Source organism: Hydrogenophaga sp. 5NK40-0174, from assembly GCF_040372165.1.
GTDB lineage: Bacteria > Pseudomonadota > Gammaproteobacteria > Burkholderiales > Burkholderiaceae_C > Hydrogenophaga.
In genome coordinates this window covers 28,040-46,395 of sequence record NZ_BAABWG010000004.1, presented here as the reverse complement: position 1 = coordinate 46,395, position 18,356 = coordinate 28,040, and the positions used below count along the sequence as shown (strand labels likewise).

Below are 18,356 nucleotides of genomic sequence, written 5' to 3'. Positions count from 1 at the left end.
TGGGCCCGGCGACCAACGATGCCGCCGCCGGCACCATGCCGCACCGGGTTTCATGATGCCACAGCGAACGCCTCTCAAAGGCCGATAGACACAGCGTCCCCGAGGACATCTCCATGACTGCCATACCTAGCTTTGCCGCGCTGGCTGCCAAGGGCAGCACTTCTTCCAGAATCCATCAGATCCATATCGACGACACGCAGGAAGTCTACCCCTGCAGCGAGAAAGACAATGCACTCAATGCGCTCGCTCGCAGTGGCCGAAAAGGTATTCCCGTTGGGTGCCGTGGTGGTGGCTGTGGTGTGTGCAAGGTCGCTGTGCTCGCAGGGAGTTTCCGGTCCCGTGTGATGAGCCGCAGCCATGTCTCGGCAGACGAGGAAGCCAACGGCGTCGTGCTCGCCTGCTGTATCCAACCCACCAGCGATCTCACGCTCAGCGTCATCGGCAAGCTGCGCAAGGCAGTCACCCGCCCACGCAGCTGAACCAACCACTTCACCGCCCCGGCTGCGCACCACCTTCGACGCACCTTCGAACCCATCAAGAAGAAAAGAAGGGCAAGAGAAAAAGAAAAGGCCCCGCACCACCAGAGTAGAGGAGAACGGGGCCATAAGAGCCGGCTCGACAGGCAGTCATCGCCACCGCCTGTCTGAAAAACGTTGTTTGTATTCTGTGTGTTTCCTTGTGCTGGGCGTGCGACTGATCAGGTCACCACGGCCAGGAAGGTGTCGTGCAGCTTGCGGGCTGCCACGTCGAGGCCACCGCCTTCGCCCAGGCCTTCCCAGGTCCAACCGATCGGCGGCTGGTCAGGGTAGGCATAGTTGCCACCGGCAAAGGTCTCAAAACGGTTGCCCGACGGGTCCCACGCGTAAATCGTACCTCCGCGGGTGATGCCGTGGCGGGTGGGGCCAATGTCAACCTTCACGTCGTTGGCAGCCATGATGTCGGCAGCGCGGAAGACACGCTCGAGCGACTCCATGAGGAATGACACGTGGTGAAACTTGTTGGGCTCGGGGTGAATCACGAACGCAATGTCGTGGGCCTTGTTCGAACAGGCCAGCCACAGTGCGCCTTTGACATCTGTCTCGGGCAAGTTCACGTATTCGGCCAGGTGAAAGCCCAGAACGTTGGTGAACAGGTCGAGCACCTTGTCGACGTCCGGCCCATACAGCAGGGCATGGTCGAAGCTGCGGGGCGCAATACCGGTATCCATCTGCTTGCTGTAGTGCGAAGGGTCCATCTCGCCGCGGTCGACGCCGACAAAAGTCTTCTCGGCGTACAGCTCGATGGAGTGGCCGCTCGGGATCACGAAGCGAACGCGCTCGCCTGTCTCCAGCAGGTCACCCGCTGGAATCCGCTCCGTCTTGAGGCCCCAGTTCTGAACATCCTTCTCCAGCTTGTCCAGGGTCGCAGTGCTGTCCACCTTGAAGCCAAAGAAGTCCATGCCTGCACTGTCTGCCTTGCTCAGGATGATGCTGTGGTGGTCGCGTTCGTCCCAGCAGCGCAGATACACGCGGCCCTGGGCGTCGCGCCCCATTTCCTGCAGACCCATCACATCACGGTAGTGCTTGACGCCCTCGTCAAGGTCCATCACCCGGATCTGGATGTGTCCGGGGCGCAGTACGCCTGTCAATGCCATTTTGTTTGTCTCCTGATCGAATTGGAAAGCGGTTGAACTCAGTGGGTATCAGTTGCAATGCCGACATCGGGTGTCTGCACACCGGTATCCATCGCACAGGCCAAACGATAGTCAAGCCCCAGACATGAATCCAATACTATCCCTGTCGCACACCCATACCGCAGCGGTATGCAATCAGACCCCAACCCCGCCAAACCCCAGCAAACATGCGGTTTTCGTGATGCATGACCCCGTCAACCCTCAGCCGAGTGCAAAGGCCTTCCCCGGGGTTTCCCCTTAGGCAGAGCCGCCATCTTTCGCGGGTTTGCTGCCAGACGAGTCGGCCACCCCAGCCATCAGCGTACGGGCATCCGGAGCATGCTCGGCAATGCCATCCATGGGCTTGCGCACGAACTGACACGTTCGAATCCGCTTTACCTTGAGGGCCAGCCGCAAGGCTCCACCGGAGAAGGAGCGACAAGAAGCCAACCTGTGATCGGCGAGAAGGTGTGACCGTCAACTGCGTTATATTGGCCGCAAGCTTACTGGCTCTGCCAGCCAACAACCCACGAGTCCACTCCACATGCCTGACGCCAAGATTCTCTCGCTGCCTCGCCTCTTGCTTGCCCTGAGCGCCGCCTCAGTGCTTGCTGCCTGCGTCCACACGCCGCTGCACCCGGGCGAGCCGCGTGCCAACAAGCCGGCAGAGTATGACGGCCGGGTGATGCCGGTGACCGACCCTGTCAGCGGGCAGGCAGTGCATGAGCTGGTGCTGGACCAGCCGGTGCCGCTTGATGACCAGAGCACTTGTGGCGCCAAGACCGTCAAGCGCATGGTGGTGGATGCGCATGCGCTGGACGCGCTGGATGGTCAGCATGTTCGCGTGCGCGCCACGGCATTCTGCAAGGTCAACGGAGTCGCCGACTACCGGCTGCGCAATATCTCGGTGATCCGCTCACGCCCTTGACGGACCGAGCTTCATGCATCTGCTGCTGCGTAGCCCTGGCTGCGCTTCACAGTGTGTGCTTCATGTGTGTTTCCTCCCTTGACCGCGCGCAAAGCTTGCGCGGCGGCTTCGCCTGTGTGTGACATGTTGTTCTGTATGGAGCAAGGCATCCGGCCGGCACTGCGTGGTGCCAGCTTCTGTCCCTGACCTCACTCCTCGCAAGACCATTGTGCCGCGACCATCCACTGCCCATGCGGCTCACCGCCGCAGCGCATCCTCAAAACGGAGTGCTCTATCCATGCCGCACGGCTGCTCATGCGCAATGGATTGCCGCTTCAGCCTCAGGCTCAGGCTCAGCTGGCGGCAATGGTCGGGTCGGCCTTGAGCTTGCGGTAGAGCGTCGCTCGGCTGATGCCAAGCACGCGCGCAGCCGCTGTGACGTTGCCATTGCAGCACGCCAGTGCTTCGCCAATGGCTCGACGTTCGGTCATTTCCAGGCTCGCGCTTGCGCTCTTGCCTTCAGCACCACCATGTACAAACCCTTGCCCGGGTCTGACCTGGTCTGAAGCGGCAGGACCAGCGATGCCATCGGTTCTGAAGTCGTCAATGCTGAGCCGGGCCTCGTCGGGTGTGAGCGCAAAGGCGAGCTGCAAGGCATGTTGCAACTGTCTCACGTTGCCCGGCCATGGCAGCTGCCGCAACTGCGCTCGCAGCGGCAGGCCGATTCGGCGCGCGTCGTGTTTGAGCCTGGCGCACAGCTGTTCCAGCACCGCATCGAAATCGCTCCGGTCCTTCAGGCAGGGCACTCGCAGCTGGCAACCGGACAGGCGGAAATAGAGGTCTTCGCGAAAGGCGCCTTCGGCAACCAGTTGCCGAAGATCACGGTGGGTGGCACACAGGAAGCGCACTTCCACCTGTGTGGAACGGCTGGCCCCGACGGGCAATACTTCCCCGCTGTCGAGCACGCGCAGCAGGGCCACCTGCAATGACAAGGGCATGTCGCCAATCTCGTCGAGCAAGACCGTTCCTCCGTTGGCGGCCACGATCTTTCCAGCGCTCCCGCCCTTGGCCGCACCGGTGTAGGCCCCCTCGACATGACCAAAGAGTTCGGAAGCGATCAGCTCTGGCGATATGGCGCCGCAGTTGATGGCCTGAAATGGTGCGCCCGAACGGGAGCTGCCGTCATGCAATGCGCGAGCCGCGACCTCCTTGCCCACGCCGGTCGCGCCTGTGACCATGATCGGCAAGCCCGCTTCAAACGCACGTGAGGCAATCAGAAAGTCTCGCCGGTACACGGCATCATCTGGCAACGATGGCGAAGCTGTGGCGGACATTGGGCTTTTTCCGGGAGCGACATGCTGGACGGAAACCGGTCGAACATGCAATGAGGATGCAGCCATCAGCCGGCCGGTGGCGACATCAAGCGATTGCACCGGCAGGCGAATGCCGCCGTGCAAGGCCAGTGCAGCAGCCTCTACACCCGCCTGCGTGGCCCGCGACGCCCAGGCATCAAAACGACCTTCAAACAAATCCTCGAATGCAAACCGCCCACCGATGGCGGGCAGATCGATCAGGCGCCGCGCGCCAACGCTGGCCGCCAGCACCTGGCCGTCGCGGTCGAACGCCAGCATGGCGCCCTCTTCGCCCACCAGGTTGACATGCAGAAACGCAGGCATGGCGTGAAAGAGGCGCGCCTCAATGCGCGCGGCGCAGTTGCGAACCAGGCCCATGACGCCTGGCATGACGTGTGGCACATCGCGCGTGACGTCTACTGTTCCAACGAGTTTTCCTTGAGGGTCGAACACAGGTGCGGCGCAGCAATGCAGCAGCTGGTTGTCGCTGAGGTAGTGCTCGGCCCCCAGCACCTTGGCCGCCCGCCCTTCAGCGATCGCCATGGCCATGGCACTTGTGCCTATCGCAGCTTCAGACGCATCAATGCCTGGACGGAAGGCTTTGCGCATGTGGTCGCTTCGCTGCTTGAGGTCACCCGCGACAGCCAGCACCTGTCCGCGTGCGTCGGTGAGCAGCACGGCGTAGCCTGCACTGGAGACTGCTGCGGCCAGCGCATCCAGCTCAGCCTTGGCTGCCTGCATCAGGCCCTGCTCACGCTCGAGCAGCAGCGAGAGGTGGCTACGCTCCACCGGATCAAACGCGGCGCGTTCTTGTGGCTCAAGACCTGCGCGCTGGCAGCGCTCCCAGGAGCGGATGAGGGTTTGATCCAGATCCGCCGGGTGCTCGCCTTCATCGAAATAGCGCTGACGCGCTTGCCAGATGCGCTCCGGCCAATAGCGGGAATCGGTAGTGGTGTGGTCAGGGTGGCCCATGAAGCGCGTCTCATGCCGTCTCAGATTGAGACGCCTGTGTCTCGTGTTGATGTATTCGTCTCAGCCAGAGATGACGATTCCATCGCGAATATGCAATTTAGTTCATGAGCCCCCTCGTTCTATCAGTAGTAACCCCGAACAAACACCACCATCCGGAAGTTGCGTGCATGTTTGGCATGCGGGTTGCACTGAGACCGTTCGAGACTCGGCAAATTCGGATGGCAACTCCGGCGCACACAGGTGCAGGCGACCAGATTCACAACGCTTGATATGCCGGGTCGCACCCACGAAGACAGGAGACAACACGCAAATGGCCACCTACGACCCCACCTCTCTTGACCGTGCGCTCGGCGTCATCGGACGCATGCAGCGACGCGACTTTTTGGCCTTCACAGGCGCAGCGGCTGCCACACTGGGCGCAGGCGCAGCAGCGGCAGGCTCAACGATTGCTGTACCCCAGCTCAAATCCATCAACGAAGCCGAGACCCGCATCTTCCTGCGCGTGGCCGAAGTGGTGCTGCCCGTGGAAGGCACACCGCTGACGCCCTGGAAGCCGGCCGAGCTGCTGGGCACGCTCGACGGCGCCTTGCTCGGCACCATGGAGCCGCACATTCTCGCTGGCCTCAAGGGTGGCCTGGCTTACTTCAATGACGGGCCCAAAGCGCAACACGGCAAGACGTTTATCGAACTCGATGACGCGACTGCCGCCGCGTTTCTCGATGCCTGGGGCAACTCGGACCAACCGCCGCACCGCGGTTTGTCCATGGGTTTGAAGAAGCTGGTGCAGCTCTCGTACTGGGCCAACCCTGCCTCCTGGGCCCCTACCGGCTACGACGGACCCATCTCCAAGAAGAACGGGCTGGTGTCGTTGGGCAATGCGCCCTTGCCGACGCGTTGAAGCCAGGCGTTCGACGCCACAGCTCTTCAGCCGTCAGTTCAAAGAACCGAGATCCGAGAACCCCCACGATTCCGATGCCCAAAGCCATGTGCTGAGAAAGCCGGAATGGAGACAAGCGAATGACCAAGAATCACACCCCTATCAAAGTGAAAGTGGCCAAGCAAGGCCTGGCCGTGACGCAAGCGGCCGACATCCAGCAGGACAAGCTCCACCTCAAGGCCGATGCCGTGGTGATCGGCTCGGGCGCAGGCGGCGCCATCGCGGCCTACGAGTTGGCCAAGGCTGGCAAGAAAGTCATCGTGCTTGAGGCCGGACCTTATGTGCCTTCCGAGAAATTTCCGGAAATGCTGGCGGTGGCCATGGGCATGATGTACCAGGACCATGGTGGCCAGGCCAACACCACCGGCGACATCACCGTGCTGCAAGGCGCTTGCGTCGGTGGCTCCACCGTTGTCAACGCAGCCCTGTGCTTCCGCACGCCGGATTACTACCTCAAGCTCTGGGCCAAAGAGTTTGGTCTGAGCAACCTCACCCCGCAGGTGATGACCCCCATCTTTGAAAAGGTGGAGCGCAATCTGCACATCCGTACCGTCAAACCCAACGAAACCAGCCCGGGTGCCGAGCTGATTGGCGAGGGCATGCAGAAGCTGGACTTCCCGCTGGGAAAGGCCAAGCGCAACATCAAGGACTGCGCCATCACGGGGTTCTGCTTTGCCGGCTGCGTTTCAGACCGCAAGCAATCCATGCTGGTGACCTACCTGCCATGGGCGGTGGCCCACGGCGCGACCATCCACTCCGACACCCGCGTGACGCAGGTGCTGTCAAAAGACGGCAAGGCCACCGGCGTGAAGGCGGAAGTCATCGACCCGGCCACCGGCGCCAAGAAGGCCGACATGCAGATCGACGCACCCACCGTGGTGATGGCGGCCGGCCCGATTCAAACGCCATTGCTACTGCTCAAAAGCGGCCTGGCCAACAGCAGCGGGCAAGTCGGCAAGAACTTCGCTTGCCACCCCAGCCTGTCGGTGACAGCCGAGTTCCCACATGAGGTCAATGACTTCCACGGCGCCACGCACTCCTTGTACATGGACCGCGACACACTGCCAGAGAACGGCGGCTACATCCTGCTCAACGCCATTCAGGAGCCGGTGGAAGCCAGCTTCCAGGCCGAGCCTGGCACCGGCAAGGCCTACATGGCCTACATGAGCGGCTACAAGAACACCATCCGTCTGATCAGCCTGATCCACGACAAGAACGTGGGCGAGGTGCGCTGGAAGGATGGCCACAAGGAGATCAACTACACCGTGGACGATGAAGACTTCGAGTCCATGAAGAAGGGCTTGATCTCCACCGCCAAAATCCTGTTTGCGGCGGGCGCCAAGCGTCTGTACCTGCCCACCTCCAACATCTCGTCCATCGACAGCGTGGATGATGTGGAGAAGGTGATCAACGCGCTGAAGAACGAGCCGGCCCGCTACAAATACACCTCCTTCCACCCGCAAGGCACCTGTCGCATGGGTCGCGACCCGAAGACCACCGTGGTCAACCCCTATGGCGAAACCCACGACGTGAAGAACCTGTACGTGGTGGACGCCAGCTTGCTGCCCACCTCCATTGGCTACAACCCTTCTGAAACCGTGTATGCGTTGGCCCACTATGTGAGCGAGCAGATGCTGAAGAAAAAACGCTGAAATTAGGCCTTCTGATGTCTTTCTGACCGACGTACGCAAAGGGTGGGCCTCATTGCTCACCCTTTCTTTTGACATCACGCCGGTTCGAGTTTCCCCGCTCCTCCTGCCAGACCTCGTCAACGCACGCCAAGACCAAGAACTCCTGACTGGCGGGCCGGTCGGTATGCGTGCCGAAGGCCCAAGTTTCTGCGCGAACTGCCGATAACGAGGCAGTCCGGAGAGCACCGTCTCGGTGCTTTCCTCCGCTTTTCTCAAGCACCCAGCCAGGTGCTCCGCGCAATGAACAAGGTCTACCGGTCAGTCTGGAATGAGGCGGTCGGCACGTATGTGGCCGCGGCCGAAACCGCCACAACGGGACCGCGCAGTACCAAATCAAGCCAAACAAGGACGAGGCAGCCAGAACGGTTATCCCAAGCTCCGTTCGCGCTGGAGCCACGCATTGTCTTTGATGCCGCCATGGGCGGCACCGTGGCAGAAGCCCAGTCGTTGAACGACGCACCTGTGGACGAAACGCCGGAGACGCCTGATGCATTGGGCGGCGTGTTCGGCTTGGAGGACAAGCCCGCTTCGGAAAGCCTCGGACCGCTATCGGGAGCACCTGATGGCGCCATGGGCTTTGCCGAAGGCACCCCCACCAGCGCAGCTGACGATACGTCAGTTTTCATGCCTATGCCTGATGCAGACGGCGTGGGCGGGTTCATCGATGATGCGGACACGTCCATCGCCAGCACCGAGCGGGTCGAGGTGGTATTCATTGATGGCAGCGTGAGTGACATCGAGCCCTACCTGCAAGACACCCGCCTGGAAGTCCACATCCTCGACGAAAGCGGCAATGGCGTGACCCAGATGGCCAGTCTGCTCGAAGGGCGCTCAGACATCGACGCCATTCACATCGTCAGCCACGGCGCCATTGGCCAGGTGGCGCTGGGAAACGCCGTGCTCAATATGCGCACTGTGTCCGGCGAGTACGCAGATGAGCTGGCTGCCATCGGCTCTGCATTGAGTGCATCAGGCGACATCCTCCTCTACGGCTGCGATGTGGCGGCCGATGCCAACGGTGTCTCCATGGTCGACGCGCTGGCACAGGCCACCGGTGCCGACGTCGCCGCCTCCGACGACAGCACAGGCATCACGGGAGACTGGGCGCTGGAGTACCGTTCTGGCACTGCCGTAGACACTGCAGCCATCGACGCCACCGGATGGAACGGAACATTGGTCGCGGGAGACTTTGACAACGATGGCGTCATTGACTCCGCCGATATCGATGACGACAACGACGGCATCATCGATGCCAACGAAGGCGCCATCCCCGAGATCACCATGGTCACGCCCACTGAGGCCGAAGCCAACCTGCTCGAGACTTCACCCTACACGCACACGTTCGCAGTAGATCCGGCAGGCCCCGCCACGCTACCCGCTGGCGGCATATCGGTCACGGTACTGGCCGGTGATGTTGTTGGCGGCGACCAGTGGCGGGTGTTCCAGCCACCCCAGGCCAACATGGACGTCAATTTCTACGGCGCGGACGTTTCCATTCCCACACTCTATCTTGACGTGATTGGCTCCATACCCCGGGACATCAATGTCGACTGGGGCGCCACCGCAGAAAGCCTCGACACCGGCGGCTACGAATACCACTACATCATCGGCGTGGCTGGTCTGGCGACCGAATACGGTGGCACCGCCTTTACCACCATCACTTCCAGCGAAGTGCTCACGGTACTGGACAATGCAGACGTGTTCGGCTCAGGCACATACTCGTTGCTCGATGGCGTGGAGTCCAACACCGTTGGCCAGACCGGTACGGTCATCAGCACCAACCTCGACACCACGGGCAACGGCTACACCTTCTACGAGATTCCGCGCACAGCATCCGACGTGGTGCTCAGCTATACCGGCAATGACCCGCATGGTTTCATTTTTGGGGTGGTCGCAGTCCCTGTGGGAACGACGCAGGACATTGATGCCGACAACGACGGCATCACCGACAATGTGGAAGCTCAGGGCACCGCCAGCTACATCGCACCCTCTGGCATCGACAGCGACGGCAACGGCCTTGATGACGCCTACGAAAGCAGTCCTGGCGCTGGCGAAGGCCTGACGCCCGTCGACACGGATGGCGATGGCACGGCCGACTTTCTCGATGCCGACAGCGACAACGATGGCATGGGTGATGTGGCCGAGCGAGGTGACGGCCAAGCCACTTCCATCATCAGCACCACCGACACCGACGGCGATGGACTGCTCGACATCTTTGAGGGCAGCAACGTCAACGACGGCCCTGTCCCCAACGATGAAAACGTCATTGGCGGCAATTTCAATCTGGCCGGTGTGCCCGCGCTGAATCCTGACGGTTCCAACGCATCACCGCCCACGGTGGACTTGCAGTTCCGGGACGTGAACGACGCACCGGTGGCGGTAGACGACACCGCCGCCGCCACGGAAGACACGCCATTCACATCCAGCGTCGAGCTTGACGCCAATGACACCGATGCCGACGGCGACTCGCTCACCGTGGTCGCTGGCACCTTCGCTACCACACAAGGCGGCAGCATCACCATCGCTTCAGATGGCAGCTACACCTACACACCCCCCACCAATTTCAATGGCACGGACACCGTCAGCTATACCGTCACCGACGGGATCGCATCCGACACCGGCACCTTGACGCTCAACGTCGCTGCCGTCAATGACGCTCCGGTGGCGGTGGACGACACTGTTGCCACCACGGAAGATACGCCATTCATATCCAGCGTCGAGCTTGACGCCAACGACACCGACGTCGACGGCGACACGCTCACCGTGGTCGCTGGCACCTTCGCCACCACACAAGGCGGCAGCGTCACCATCGCTTCAGATGGCAGCTACACCTACATACCCCCCACCAATTTCAATGGCACGGACGCCGTCAGCTTTACCGTCACTGACGGGATCGCGTCCGACACCGGCACCTTGACGCTCAACGTCGCTGCCGTCAATGACGCCCCGGTGGCGGTGGACGACACCGCCGCCACCACGGAAGACACATTGTTCACTTCCACGGTCGACCTTGACGCCAACGACACCGACGTCGACGGCGACACGCTCACCGTGGTCGCGGGCACCTTCGCGACCACACAAGGCGGCAGCATCACCATCGCCTCCGACGGCAGCTACACCTACACGCCGCCCAGCAATTTCAACGGCACGGACACCGTCAGCTATACCGTCACCGACGGGATCGCGTCCGACACCGGCACCTTGACGCTCAACGTCGCTGCCGTCAATGACGCCCCGGTGGCGGTGGACGACACTGTTGCCACCACGGAAGATACGCCATTCATATCCAGCGTCGAGCTTGACGCCAACGACACCGACATCGATGGCGACACGCTCACCGTGGTCGCGGGCACCTTCGCGACCACACAAGGCGGCAGCATCACCATCGCCACCGACGGCAGCTACTCCTACACACCGCCACCCGATTTCAATGGGGTGGACTCGGTGGACTATGTGGTCACCGATGGCAGCGCGTCCGATACCGGCACCCTGACCATCAACGTTGCCGCGGCCAATGACGCCCCCATCGCAGTGAACGACACTGCCACCACCAACGAGGATGTACCGCTGAGCTCCAGCGTGCCTCTGGTGTCCAACGACGTGGATGTCGATGGCGACGCGCTCACCGCCGTGGCGGGCACGTTCGCCACCACACAGGGTGGCACCATTGTCATCGCCAGCAACGGCCACTTCACCTACACGCCCGCCGCCAACTTCAACGGCACCGACACGGTGGACTACTTCGTCACCGACGGCAACGCATCCGACACCGGCACGCTCACCATCACAGTTGGCGCTGTCAACGATGCCCCCGTCGCGACAGACGACACCATCAGCGTCGTCGAAGACCAAGTGTTCACCTCCACCGTCGACCTGGACGCCAACGACACCGATGCAGACGGCGACCTACTCACTGTGGTGGCAGGCACCTTCGCCACGGCACAAGGGGGCAGCATCACCATTGCTTCCGACGGCAGCTACACCTACACGCCGCCGACCAACTTCAACGGCACCGACTCGGTCAGCTACACCGTCACCGATGGCACCGACAGCGACACCGGCACCCTGACCATCAGCGTCGGTCCGGCCAATGATCCACCCAATGCGCTGGACGACACCGCCGCCACCGACGAAGACACGCCGCTGAGCTCCACCATCTCCCTCCTGGCCAACGACACTGACGTTGACGGCGATGGTCTCACTGCCGTGGCAGGCACCTTCGCCACCGCACAAGGCGGCAGCATCACCATCACCAACGACGGGCACTACACCTACACACCGCCACCGGATTTCAACGGTATCGATACCGTCGACTACACCGTCACCGACAGCGCTGCGTCAGACACCGGAACACTCACCATCACGGTTGGTGCCGTCAACGATGCGCCTGTCGCGGTCAACGACACTGCCACCACCAGCGAAGACGCGCCATTGACCTCCACCATGAATTTGGTCTCCAACGACACCGATGTTGATGGTGACCTGCTCACCGCTGTGGCCGGCACCTTCACCACCGCGCAAGGCGGCAGCATCACCATTGCGTCGGACGGCAGCTACACCTACACACCGCCCACCGACTTCAACGGCACCGACACCGTCAGCTACACCGTTACCGACGGGGCAGCGTCCGACACCGGCACGCTCAGCATCACCGTCACACCTGTCAATGACGCCCCCGTCGCCGTGGACGACAGCGCCAACGCGCACGAAAACACACGCCTCTCTGGCAGCGTGTCCCTCCTGGCCAATGACACCGACCTCGACGGCGACACACTCACTGCAGTGACGGGTACATTCGCCACCACACAGGGCGGCCGAATAACCATTGCCGCTGACGGCAGCTACACATACACACCGCCGGCCAACTTCAGTGGCACCGACACGGTGGACTACACCGTCACCGACGGCATGGCTTCCGACATTGGCACGCTCACCGTCCGCGTTGCCGCGGCGCCGCCACCACCGCCAGCACCCGCGCCCTCACCGGCACCTGTCGAAGCGCCAGCCCCGGCGCCGGCACCCGTAGAAGCACCACCGCCACAGGCAGCAGAAGGCAGCGTGACGCCGGCCGAGACGCTCGCGTACGACAGCTTCCCCACCAGCACATACAACACCCCACCCGAGTTGCATGTGCTGCGCGCAGTAGGCAGTGCTTCGGCAGAAAGCCAGCTCTGGACGTCCGGTCTCACGCCGGGCGCCATTGGCACCCTCCTGCTGGCAGAAGCCATGGCCCAGGCACCGGATGATCTGCTGCTCTCCGAGTCACAGACCATGCCGATCTTCGGCACAGCCCCCGTCATGTCCACGGGCGGCGCACTCACCATGCACCCGGTCGTGCACGTTCAACATGCTGTCAGGCACGAGCCCGTCACCAGCGAGCACGGTATCTATGTGCAGAAAGCCGTTCGTTCGTCTCAAATGCACGCTGTACTTCAGCAGAGCGTGGCTACGCATCTCGCGCTGAGCGATGGTCTGACCGGCCCGGACGACACCTCCAGCGCCCCCACCGCGCCCCCAGTCCGCAGCATCCTGGGCATTGGCGGGGAAGGCACGCCCATGAAGGTCGAGCCGCTGCAAGAGAGACCAGCGCGGTCGCCTGCCCCCGAGCGCGTCATGGAGCCAGAGAGTCACCTGGACTCCAGGCCTTCAGACAGCAAGCCCCCTGCTGATCCGGCAGAGGTAGAGGCACCCTCGCCCGCCAGTCCTGAAGGCGGACCCGGCTTCCGGGCACCCACCATGCCGATTGATCCTGCCGAACTGGTTCGCGCCGCACCGGGGTTCAAGGCTCAATTGGCGGCAGCCGTCGCCTGGCGAAGTGGCACCACAGGCCAATGATGCGCCTGCGCTTGCGACTACCGCACCCCCAGCTCCATGCTCCAGTTGGTCCGGCCGCCGCTTTGCATTCGACATGCCACGCCCAGATCCTGAAAACGCGGCGTCATGATGGCCTTGCAATGGCCTGAGCTCGAGAGCCAGCCGCTCATCACCTGATTCACCGAACCATAGCCAGCGGCAATGTTCTCGGCAATGGCGCTGTAGCGATAACCTGCGTCGATCGCGCGAGAGCCCACGCTGCTGCCGTCGGTTCCCGTGTGCGAAAACCAGTTGTTCGCGGCCATGTCAGAGGCATGGCGTATCGCCGCATTCTCCAGCGCCTTGCTCCAGGAGACCGCCCCCGTTGCGGCCATGGCGGTACTGCCGCATGAGCGCGCTGAAGCACGGGCAGCATTCACGGCAGCCAGCATTTCAGCCTGCATGGCGCCACCGCAAGCAACAACGCTTGGAGCCGGAGCAGGTGGCGGCACCGGAGAAGGCGAAGGTGAAGGAGAAGGTGCTGCAGGCGCAGCCGGGCTTGATGCCGCCGGTGTCGCGCCCGTGGCGGGCGCTGGCGTCGAAGACGTGCCAGCAGTCGCTCCACCTGACGCGGCAGGGGCATCGCTGGCGCCCTGTTCTTGAACACCGGTCGAGGAAGCCTGCGGATCGCTCACGCTGTCATCGTCGGCACCGCCTCCACCTCCACACGCACTCAGAGCCAGCACCGCGACGATGCTCACCAGGCCGGGGCGCCATGGGCGCATCTCACGACGCTGGAGAGCCAGACCATCCGGCGTTCTGCTGTATTCGGGGTTCATCATGTTGTTCGCCTTTCGCTCCCACCTCAGACAAGGCAAAAAGACAAGGCCCGGCCACAGTTGAACAACTGAACAATTGAACAAGAAAAATCAACCGTTGGCAGGCGAGGCCTGTATGCAGCTCCCCGGCTGCAGCGGGTCTGTTCGCCCGCTTGGAAGGAAGTTCCGGCTTTCACACACAGCGGAGGGCTACACCCGACCGCCTTCATCCGTCTACCAGTATCTTTTTGCCTGCGCAGCATAGTCCGAGCCAGGCCTGGACGGGCGTTGCAGCCGCTCGGCGGCGGTGCTGGAGGGCTCGAATGCAGCCCAGGTCCCCCGGAGCCAGCTCAGGCCCAAAGCAAGACAGCGAAATGCGTGGAGAAGTCGATGCTCAGCGCGCCTTCATCGAGGCAACGGCCTGACCTGACAAGAAGGCTGGCCCGCAACGGCTGGCGTGACACGCAACAGGTGCCACCATGCGAAAAATCTGGCGCGGCTGGCGGGGATCGAACCCACGACCCTTGGCTTCGGAGGCCAATACTCTATCCACTGAGCTACAGCCGCGCAGACCACAGATTCTAGCAGGCGTAGGCCCAACTGCCCCTACGCGATATAATCTCAGGCTGTTCGCCGCTGCCAGCCAGCGGTCAAATTCCAACGGTTTCAAACGCGAGAACACACACCATGAGCGCCCACGACTCTCATACCGGCCCTGTCAAAACCCCTGCCCAGCTGGCCTGGCTGTCGTTTTTCTCCTTCGTGATTCCGGTGTTTGTCATCATCGGACTGGTGAACTTTGTCGTCCGCAGCGACAAGCCTGCGGTCGATACCGTGGACGCCGAGCTGGCCAAGGCCGAGCGCATCCAGAAAGTGGGCTCGGTGCGCCTCTACGACCCGGCCAACCCGCCTGCCGACGAGCCGGCTGCCGCCGCACCTGTGGTCGCTGCTGCTGCGCCAGCGGCTCAGACAGCTGAAGGCCTGTACAACAGCGCATGTGCCGCCTGCCACGCGGCTGGCGTTGCCGGCGCACCCAAGTTCGGTGACGCAGCAGCCTGGAGCGCACGCATTGCCACGGGCATCGACACCTTGGTCGCCAGCGTTGTCAATGGCAAGGGCGCCATGCCGCCCAAAGGTGGCTCTGCTGCCTCTGAAGAAGAGATCAAGGCTACCGTCCAGTACATGGTCGACGCTGCCAAATAAGCCAGAGAAGCACAAGCACAAAGGCCAGAACAATCTGGCCGCTTCTCCCGCGAGGCATCCGCAAAATGCCACGCCCGCAAAGAAAAAGCCGGTCACAACTGACCGGCTTTTTCTTTGGCGGTGACCAGGTCCCAAGCCTGGAGTGTGCCTACTGACCGCTACTGCAGGCGGTAGGCCGCATGGCAGGCCACGCATGTTTGCGTGAGCCTGGCAAACGAAGCGAGGCTGGGTTTCCAGTCCCCTGTTGCGCCCGTGTTGCGCAGCTCAACGGCCAGCTGGCTGGCCGATCGGTGCATGGCCGTTCCCGCCGCGCGCATGCCCTCTGGCATGAAGCCCGCCAGGTCGTGAGCACCATGCGCCTCCAGCGACGACATGCCCAGGCGTTGCTCGGCAATGCGGGCAGCCAGATCAAGGTCTTCTTTGGACATGGCTGCCTGGATGTCACCCATGGCTTTCAGGTGATCACGCATGTTGCTCAAGGTATGCGCGCGCATGGGTGCCGGAAACGCCACCAGCTCTCGCCCGTCCTGCATGTCGGCATGGCCTGCTCCATGCCCGGGCACATGTCCGTGGTGCGAGGCGTCGTGTTGTGCCAGCGCGGAAGCGATGAAAGCCGATGAGCCGATCAGCGCCACAAGAAGCGAAACAGGTTTCATGTCAGAACCTCGGAGCCCTTTTGCCCATGTCGCACGGTTTGTGCAGGTGATCAGCCGTGCGCCACGGCAGCCTGGCGAGCTGCGGGGCTGCGCACATACTGTCCACGCTCGACCAGGGCAGCGACCGTGGTCTCTTCAGGCTTCCACCGCCCAGACTCCACCGCTTCTGCAGCCTGATGCATGTCAGCCGTGTGCACGACCCCCATGCCCAGATCGGTTTCCAGATACAGGCGGCCTCTCTCATCAAGCCAGCAGGCACCCACTTTCCCTGCCGGTTTGCCGGTGTGGGACGTGATCTCGCCATTGAGCTGAATACGCCACACCCAGGGCGTGACCTCCAGCTCGACGTACACCCTTTGGGGCCCGTTCTGGAAGAACCATTGCCCCTGTTCGTCGCTTTCATAGTTCCGACCGATGAAATCGATCAGCTTGTCATGGCGCAGCAGCGATCCCTTGGCCGCCGGGCTGGTCGCCGGCTCTCCCCGCAGCACAGCAAACGGTCCTGCCGCCTGTGCCTTGTCGTCCCGCATGTACCACTGGCCTCGGCCGTCCAGCCCCAGCCAACCATAACAATCGGGGACGTTGGGCCACTTGGCCAGCGCTGCTTTGACGATGTCATCCATCCGCTCGGTTTCTCCTGGTTTGTCCTCTCAGACCTGTCGATGGTTTCTTCAGGCTACCCGCGCGCGCACCCTGCGTGCGCCAGCAGCCACTGTCCTACAGCCTCCGGCATGCTCCGGACATGTCCCGGCACTCCCCATGGCGGCAAGCTGCCCGGGAAGCCCACATGGCCCCCTCGCCGAGGTTGCCACAAGCTGACGTGTTTGCCCACCTCGCCTTCCCGGGGAAGGCTGGCAGCAGGCACAAACGGATCATTGCGGGCGTTCAGTGCCAGCGCCGGTATCCGGATATCGGCCAGCACCGGCTTCGCCGACGCACGGCTCCAATAGTCTTCCGTGTTTTCAAAGCCGTGCAAAGGGGCTGTGAAAACATTGTCGAACGCATACAAATCCTTGGCAGACAGCAGGGCATCACGGTCAAACAGGCCGGGGTGCTGCGCCCATTTGTCCAGCGCCTTGGGCACCATGGTGTTGAGAAACATGCGCGTGTAGACCAGCCGATTGAAACCCTGGCCGATGGCATGTCCACCGGACGCAAGATCAAGCGGTGAGCAGATGGCGGCAACGGCTTTTACCCGGGTCGCCGCTGCTTCTCCCATTTCGCCCGCCCAGCGCAGCAGGGCATTGCCGCCCAGCGACACACCGGCCGCCACCATCGTGCGATGTGGATGCTGGCGGCGAAAACGCGTCAGAATCCAGTCGACTTCCGCGAAGTCTCCGGAATGGTAGGCCCGAGGCGCGACATTGAGCTCACCCGAACACCCACGAAAGTGAGGCACGGCCATCGCCACGCCGTGGGTCTGCGCGAAGTCGGCAAAGGCGACCGCATACTGGCTGGACGATGAGCCTTCCAGTCCGTGAAAAAGCACCAGCAATGGCCGGTCATCGGTCTCGCTGCTGCTGTTGTTGTTTGTGGTGGTGGAGCCATCATCGAACACATCCACGTCGATGAAGTCCTGGTCGGGTGTGTCCCAGCGTTGTCGTTGCCACCGGGGTTTGGCGCCAAAATGCCGGCGCGCGCCGATGGCGGACCAGATGGTTTGCAGGTTGCCACCGGGAAGCCACCAGGGCGTCACAGCGTCCAGGCCCCGAGCGGCGTCTGCAGGATCGGCCACCACCGCCTCAGCCCATCGGGCCAGGCGCGCCGTCGCAGCACCGTCGACAGTGGCTTGCGTTCGATCAAACACGCGCTGATTCAGTGTCGGTGTCAGTGTCAGTGTGCAGGCTCAGTGCAAGGTCGTGTCGGCGGCCACCCAGGAGCCTGTCACACTCTCCTGCATGCCCGGGCTGGCATGGTGGGCCACCAGCCGCCAGCCATGTGCTGTCTTCACATAGACGCTGGTCACAAACAGCCACAAATCCTCAGGCCTGTCTGCAGCCCCCATGCTGACATGCACCAGAGCACTGTGAATCGTCGACGATGCCGTCTCTGTCTTGTGCAGATTCTCCACCACGACCCGGATGCTTCCGTTCGTCATCAGTGCTTCAAAGGCTGCGCGGATCTGCGCATGTCCGATCAGCCGGTGGGTGCCGGGGAGGACGCAGACGATGTCATCCTCATCCGACCAGCATGCCATCAGTTGCTCCAGATCGGCATGAAGCAACGCGTCGTAGTAGGCCGCCTCGGTGTCGTCGGGCGTGCTCAGTGGCAACAGGGTCTTGGGCATGGGAGGTTCCGGGGCGCGCAGCACAGGCGTGGCGACCAGCGCAGCAGTCATTACAACGCACTATGATAGAAGAATCGCTTAATGGAGGG

The 18,356-nt window shown here is 62.4% G+C and carries 13 protein-coding genes and 1 tRNA gene; 6 read left to right on the top strand and 8 right to left on the bottom strand.

Annotation, left to right across the window (positions count from 1 at the left end; all coding sequences use genetic code 11):
* Positions 1-113 precede the first annotated feature (113 nt).
* Positions 114-479 (top strand): 2Fe-2S iron-sulfur cluster-binding protein, encoded by a 366-nt coding sequence (locus ABWV89_RS13570; RefSeq protein WP_353397697.1) that lies wholly within the window; start codon positions 114-116, stop codon positions 477-479.
* Positions 480-697: 218 nt separating this feature from the next.
* On the opposite strand, the gene ABWV89_RS13565 is transcribed toward ABWV89_RS13570, so the two are convergent.
* A complete protein-coding gene (locus ABWV89_RS13565) occupies positions 698-1,633 on the bottom strand; it encodes a catechol 2,3-dioxygenase (RefSeq protein ID WP_353397694.1) in 936 nt (311 codons plus the stop codon).
* A gap of 562 nt (positions 1,634-2,195) precedes the next feature.
* Here ABWV89_RS13565 and ABWV89_RS13560 point away from each other — a divergent pair.
* A complete protein-coding gene (locus ABWV89_RS13560) occupies positions 2,196-2,579 on the top strand; it encodes a hypothetical protein (protein WP_353397691.1) in 384 nt (127 codons plus the stop codon).
* Positions 2,580-2,911: 332 nt separating this feature from the next.
* On the opposite strand, the gene ABWV89_RS13555 is transcribed toward ABWV89_RS13560, so the two are convergent.
* Positions 2,912-4,882, bottom strand: a complete 1,971-nt coding sequence (locus ABWV89_RS13555) for a sigma-54-dependent Fis family transcriptional regulator (RefSeq protein WP_353397688.1) — start codon at positions 4,880-4,882, stop codon at positions 2,912-2,914.
* Positions 4,883-5,192: 310 nt separating this feature from the next.
* On the opposite strand from ABWV89_RS13555, the gene ABWV89_RS13550 reads away from it, so the two are divergent.
* The 3 genes from ABWV89_RS13550 to ABWV89_RS13540 all read left to right on the top strand — a co-directional run bounded on the left by ABWV89_RS13550 (position 5,193) and on the right by ABWV89_RS13540 (position 13,345).
* Positions 5,193-5,780, top strand: coding sequence for a gluconate 2-dehydrogenase subunit 3 family protein (locus ABWV89_RS13550; protein WP_353397685.1), 588 nt, complete (start codon positions 5,193-5,195; stop codon positions 5,778-5,780).
* 119 nt (positions 5,781-5,899) lie between these two features.
* Positions 5,900-7,471 carry an FAD-dependent oxidoreductase gene (locus tag ABWV89_RS13545; RefSeq protein ID WP_353397682.1) on the top strand — a complete coding sequence of 524 codons (1,572 nt, stop codon included), beginning with the start codon at positions 5,900-5,902 and terminating at the stop codon, positions 7,469-7,471.
* 279 nt (positions 7,472-7,750) lie between these two features.
* Positions 7,751-13,345, top strand: a complete 5,595-nt coding sequence (locus ABWV89_RS13540) for a cadherin-like domain-containing protein (RefSeq protein ID WP_353397679.1) — start codon at positions 7,751-7,753, stop codon at positions 13,343-13,345.
* 17 nt (positions 13,346-13,362) lie between these two features.
* Here the strand turns inward: ABWV89_RS13540 and ABWV89_RS13535 are convergent, their stop codons facing one another.
* Positions 13,363-14,145, bottom strand: coding sequence for a CAP domain-containing protein (locus ABWV89_RS13535; protein WP_353397677.1), 783 nt, complete (start codon positions 14,143-14,145; stop codon positions 13,363-13,365).
* Between the two features lie 467 nt (positions 14,146-14,612).
* Positions 14,613-14,688, bottom strand: a tRNA-Arg gene (locus ABWV89_RS13530).
* A gap of 120 nt (positions 14,689-14,808) precedes the next feature.
* Between ABWV89_RS13530 and ABWV89_RS13525 the strand changes: the two genes are divergently transcribed.
* Positions 14,809-15,324 (top strand): c-type cytochrome, encoded by a 516-nt coding sequence (locus ABWV89_RS13525; RefSeq protein WP_353397675.1) that lies wholly within the window; start codon positions 14,809-14,811, stop codon positions 15,322-15,324.
* Between the two features lie 158 nt (positions 15,325-15,482).
* Here the strand turns inward: ABWV89_RS13525 and ABWV89_RS13520 are convergent, their stop codons facing one another.
* From ABWV89_RS13520 to ABWV89_RS13505, 4 genes are all read right to left on the bottom strand, one after another.
* Positions 15,483-15,980, bottom strand: coding sequence for a hypothetical protein (locus tag ABWV89_RS13520; RefSeq protein ID WP_353397672.1), 498 nt, complete (start codon positions 15,978-15,980; stop codon positions 15,483-15,485).
* A gap of 50 nt (positions 15,981-16,030) precedes the next feature.
* Entirely contained in the window at positions 16,031-16,603 is a 573-nt protein-coding gene (locus ABWV89_RS13515; protein ID WP_353397669.1) for a DUF2946 family protein, read from the bottom strand.
* A gap of 53 nt (positions 16,604-16,656) precedes the next feature.
* Positions 16,657-17,685 carry a YheT family hydrolase gene (locus ABWV89_RS13510; RefSeq protein ID WP_353399251.1) on the bottom strand — a complete coding sequence of 343 codons (1,029 nt, stop codon included), beginning with the start codon at positions 17,683-17,685 and terminating at the stop codon, positions 16,657-16,659.
* Between the two features lie 141 nt (positions 17,686-17,826).
* Complete coding sequence (locus ABWV89_RS13505; RefSeq protein WP_353397666.1) at positions 17,827-18,318, bottom strand: YybH family protein; 492 nt, start codon at positions 18,316-18,318, stop codon at positions 17,827-17,829.
* Positions 18,319-18,356: the final 38 nt, after the last annotated feature.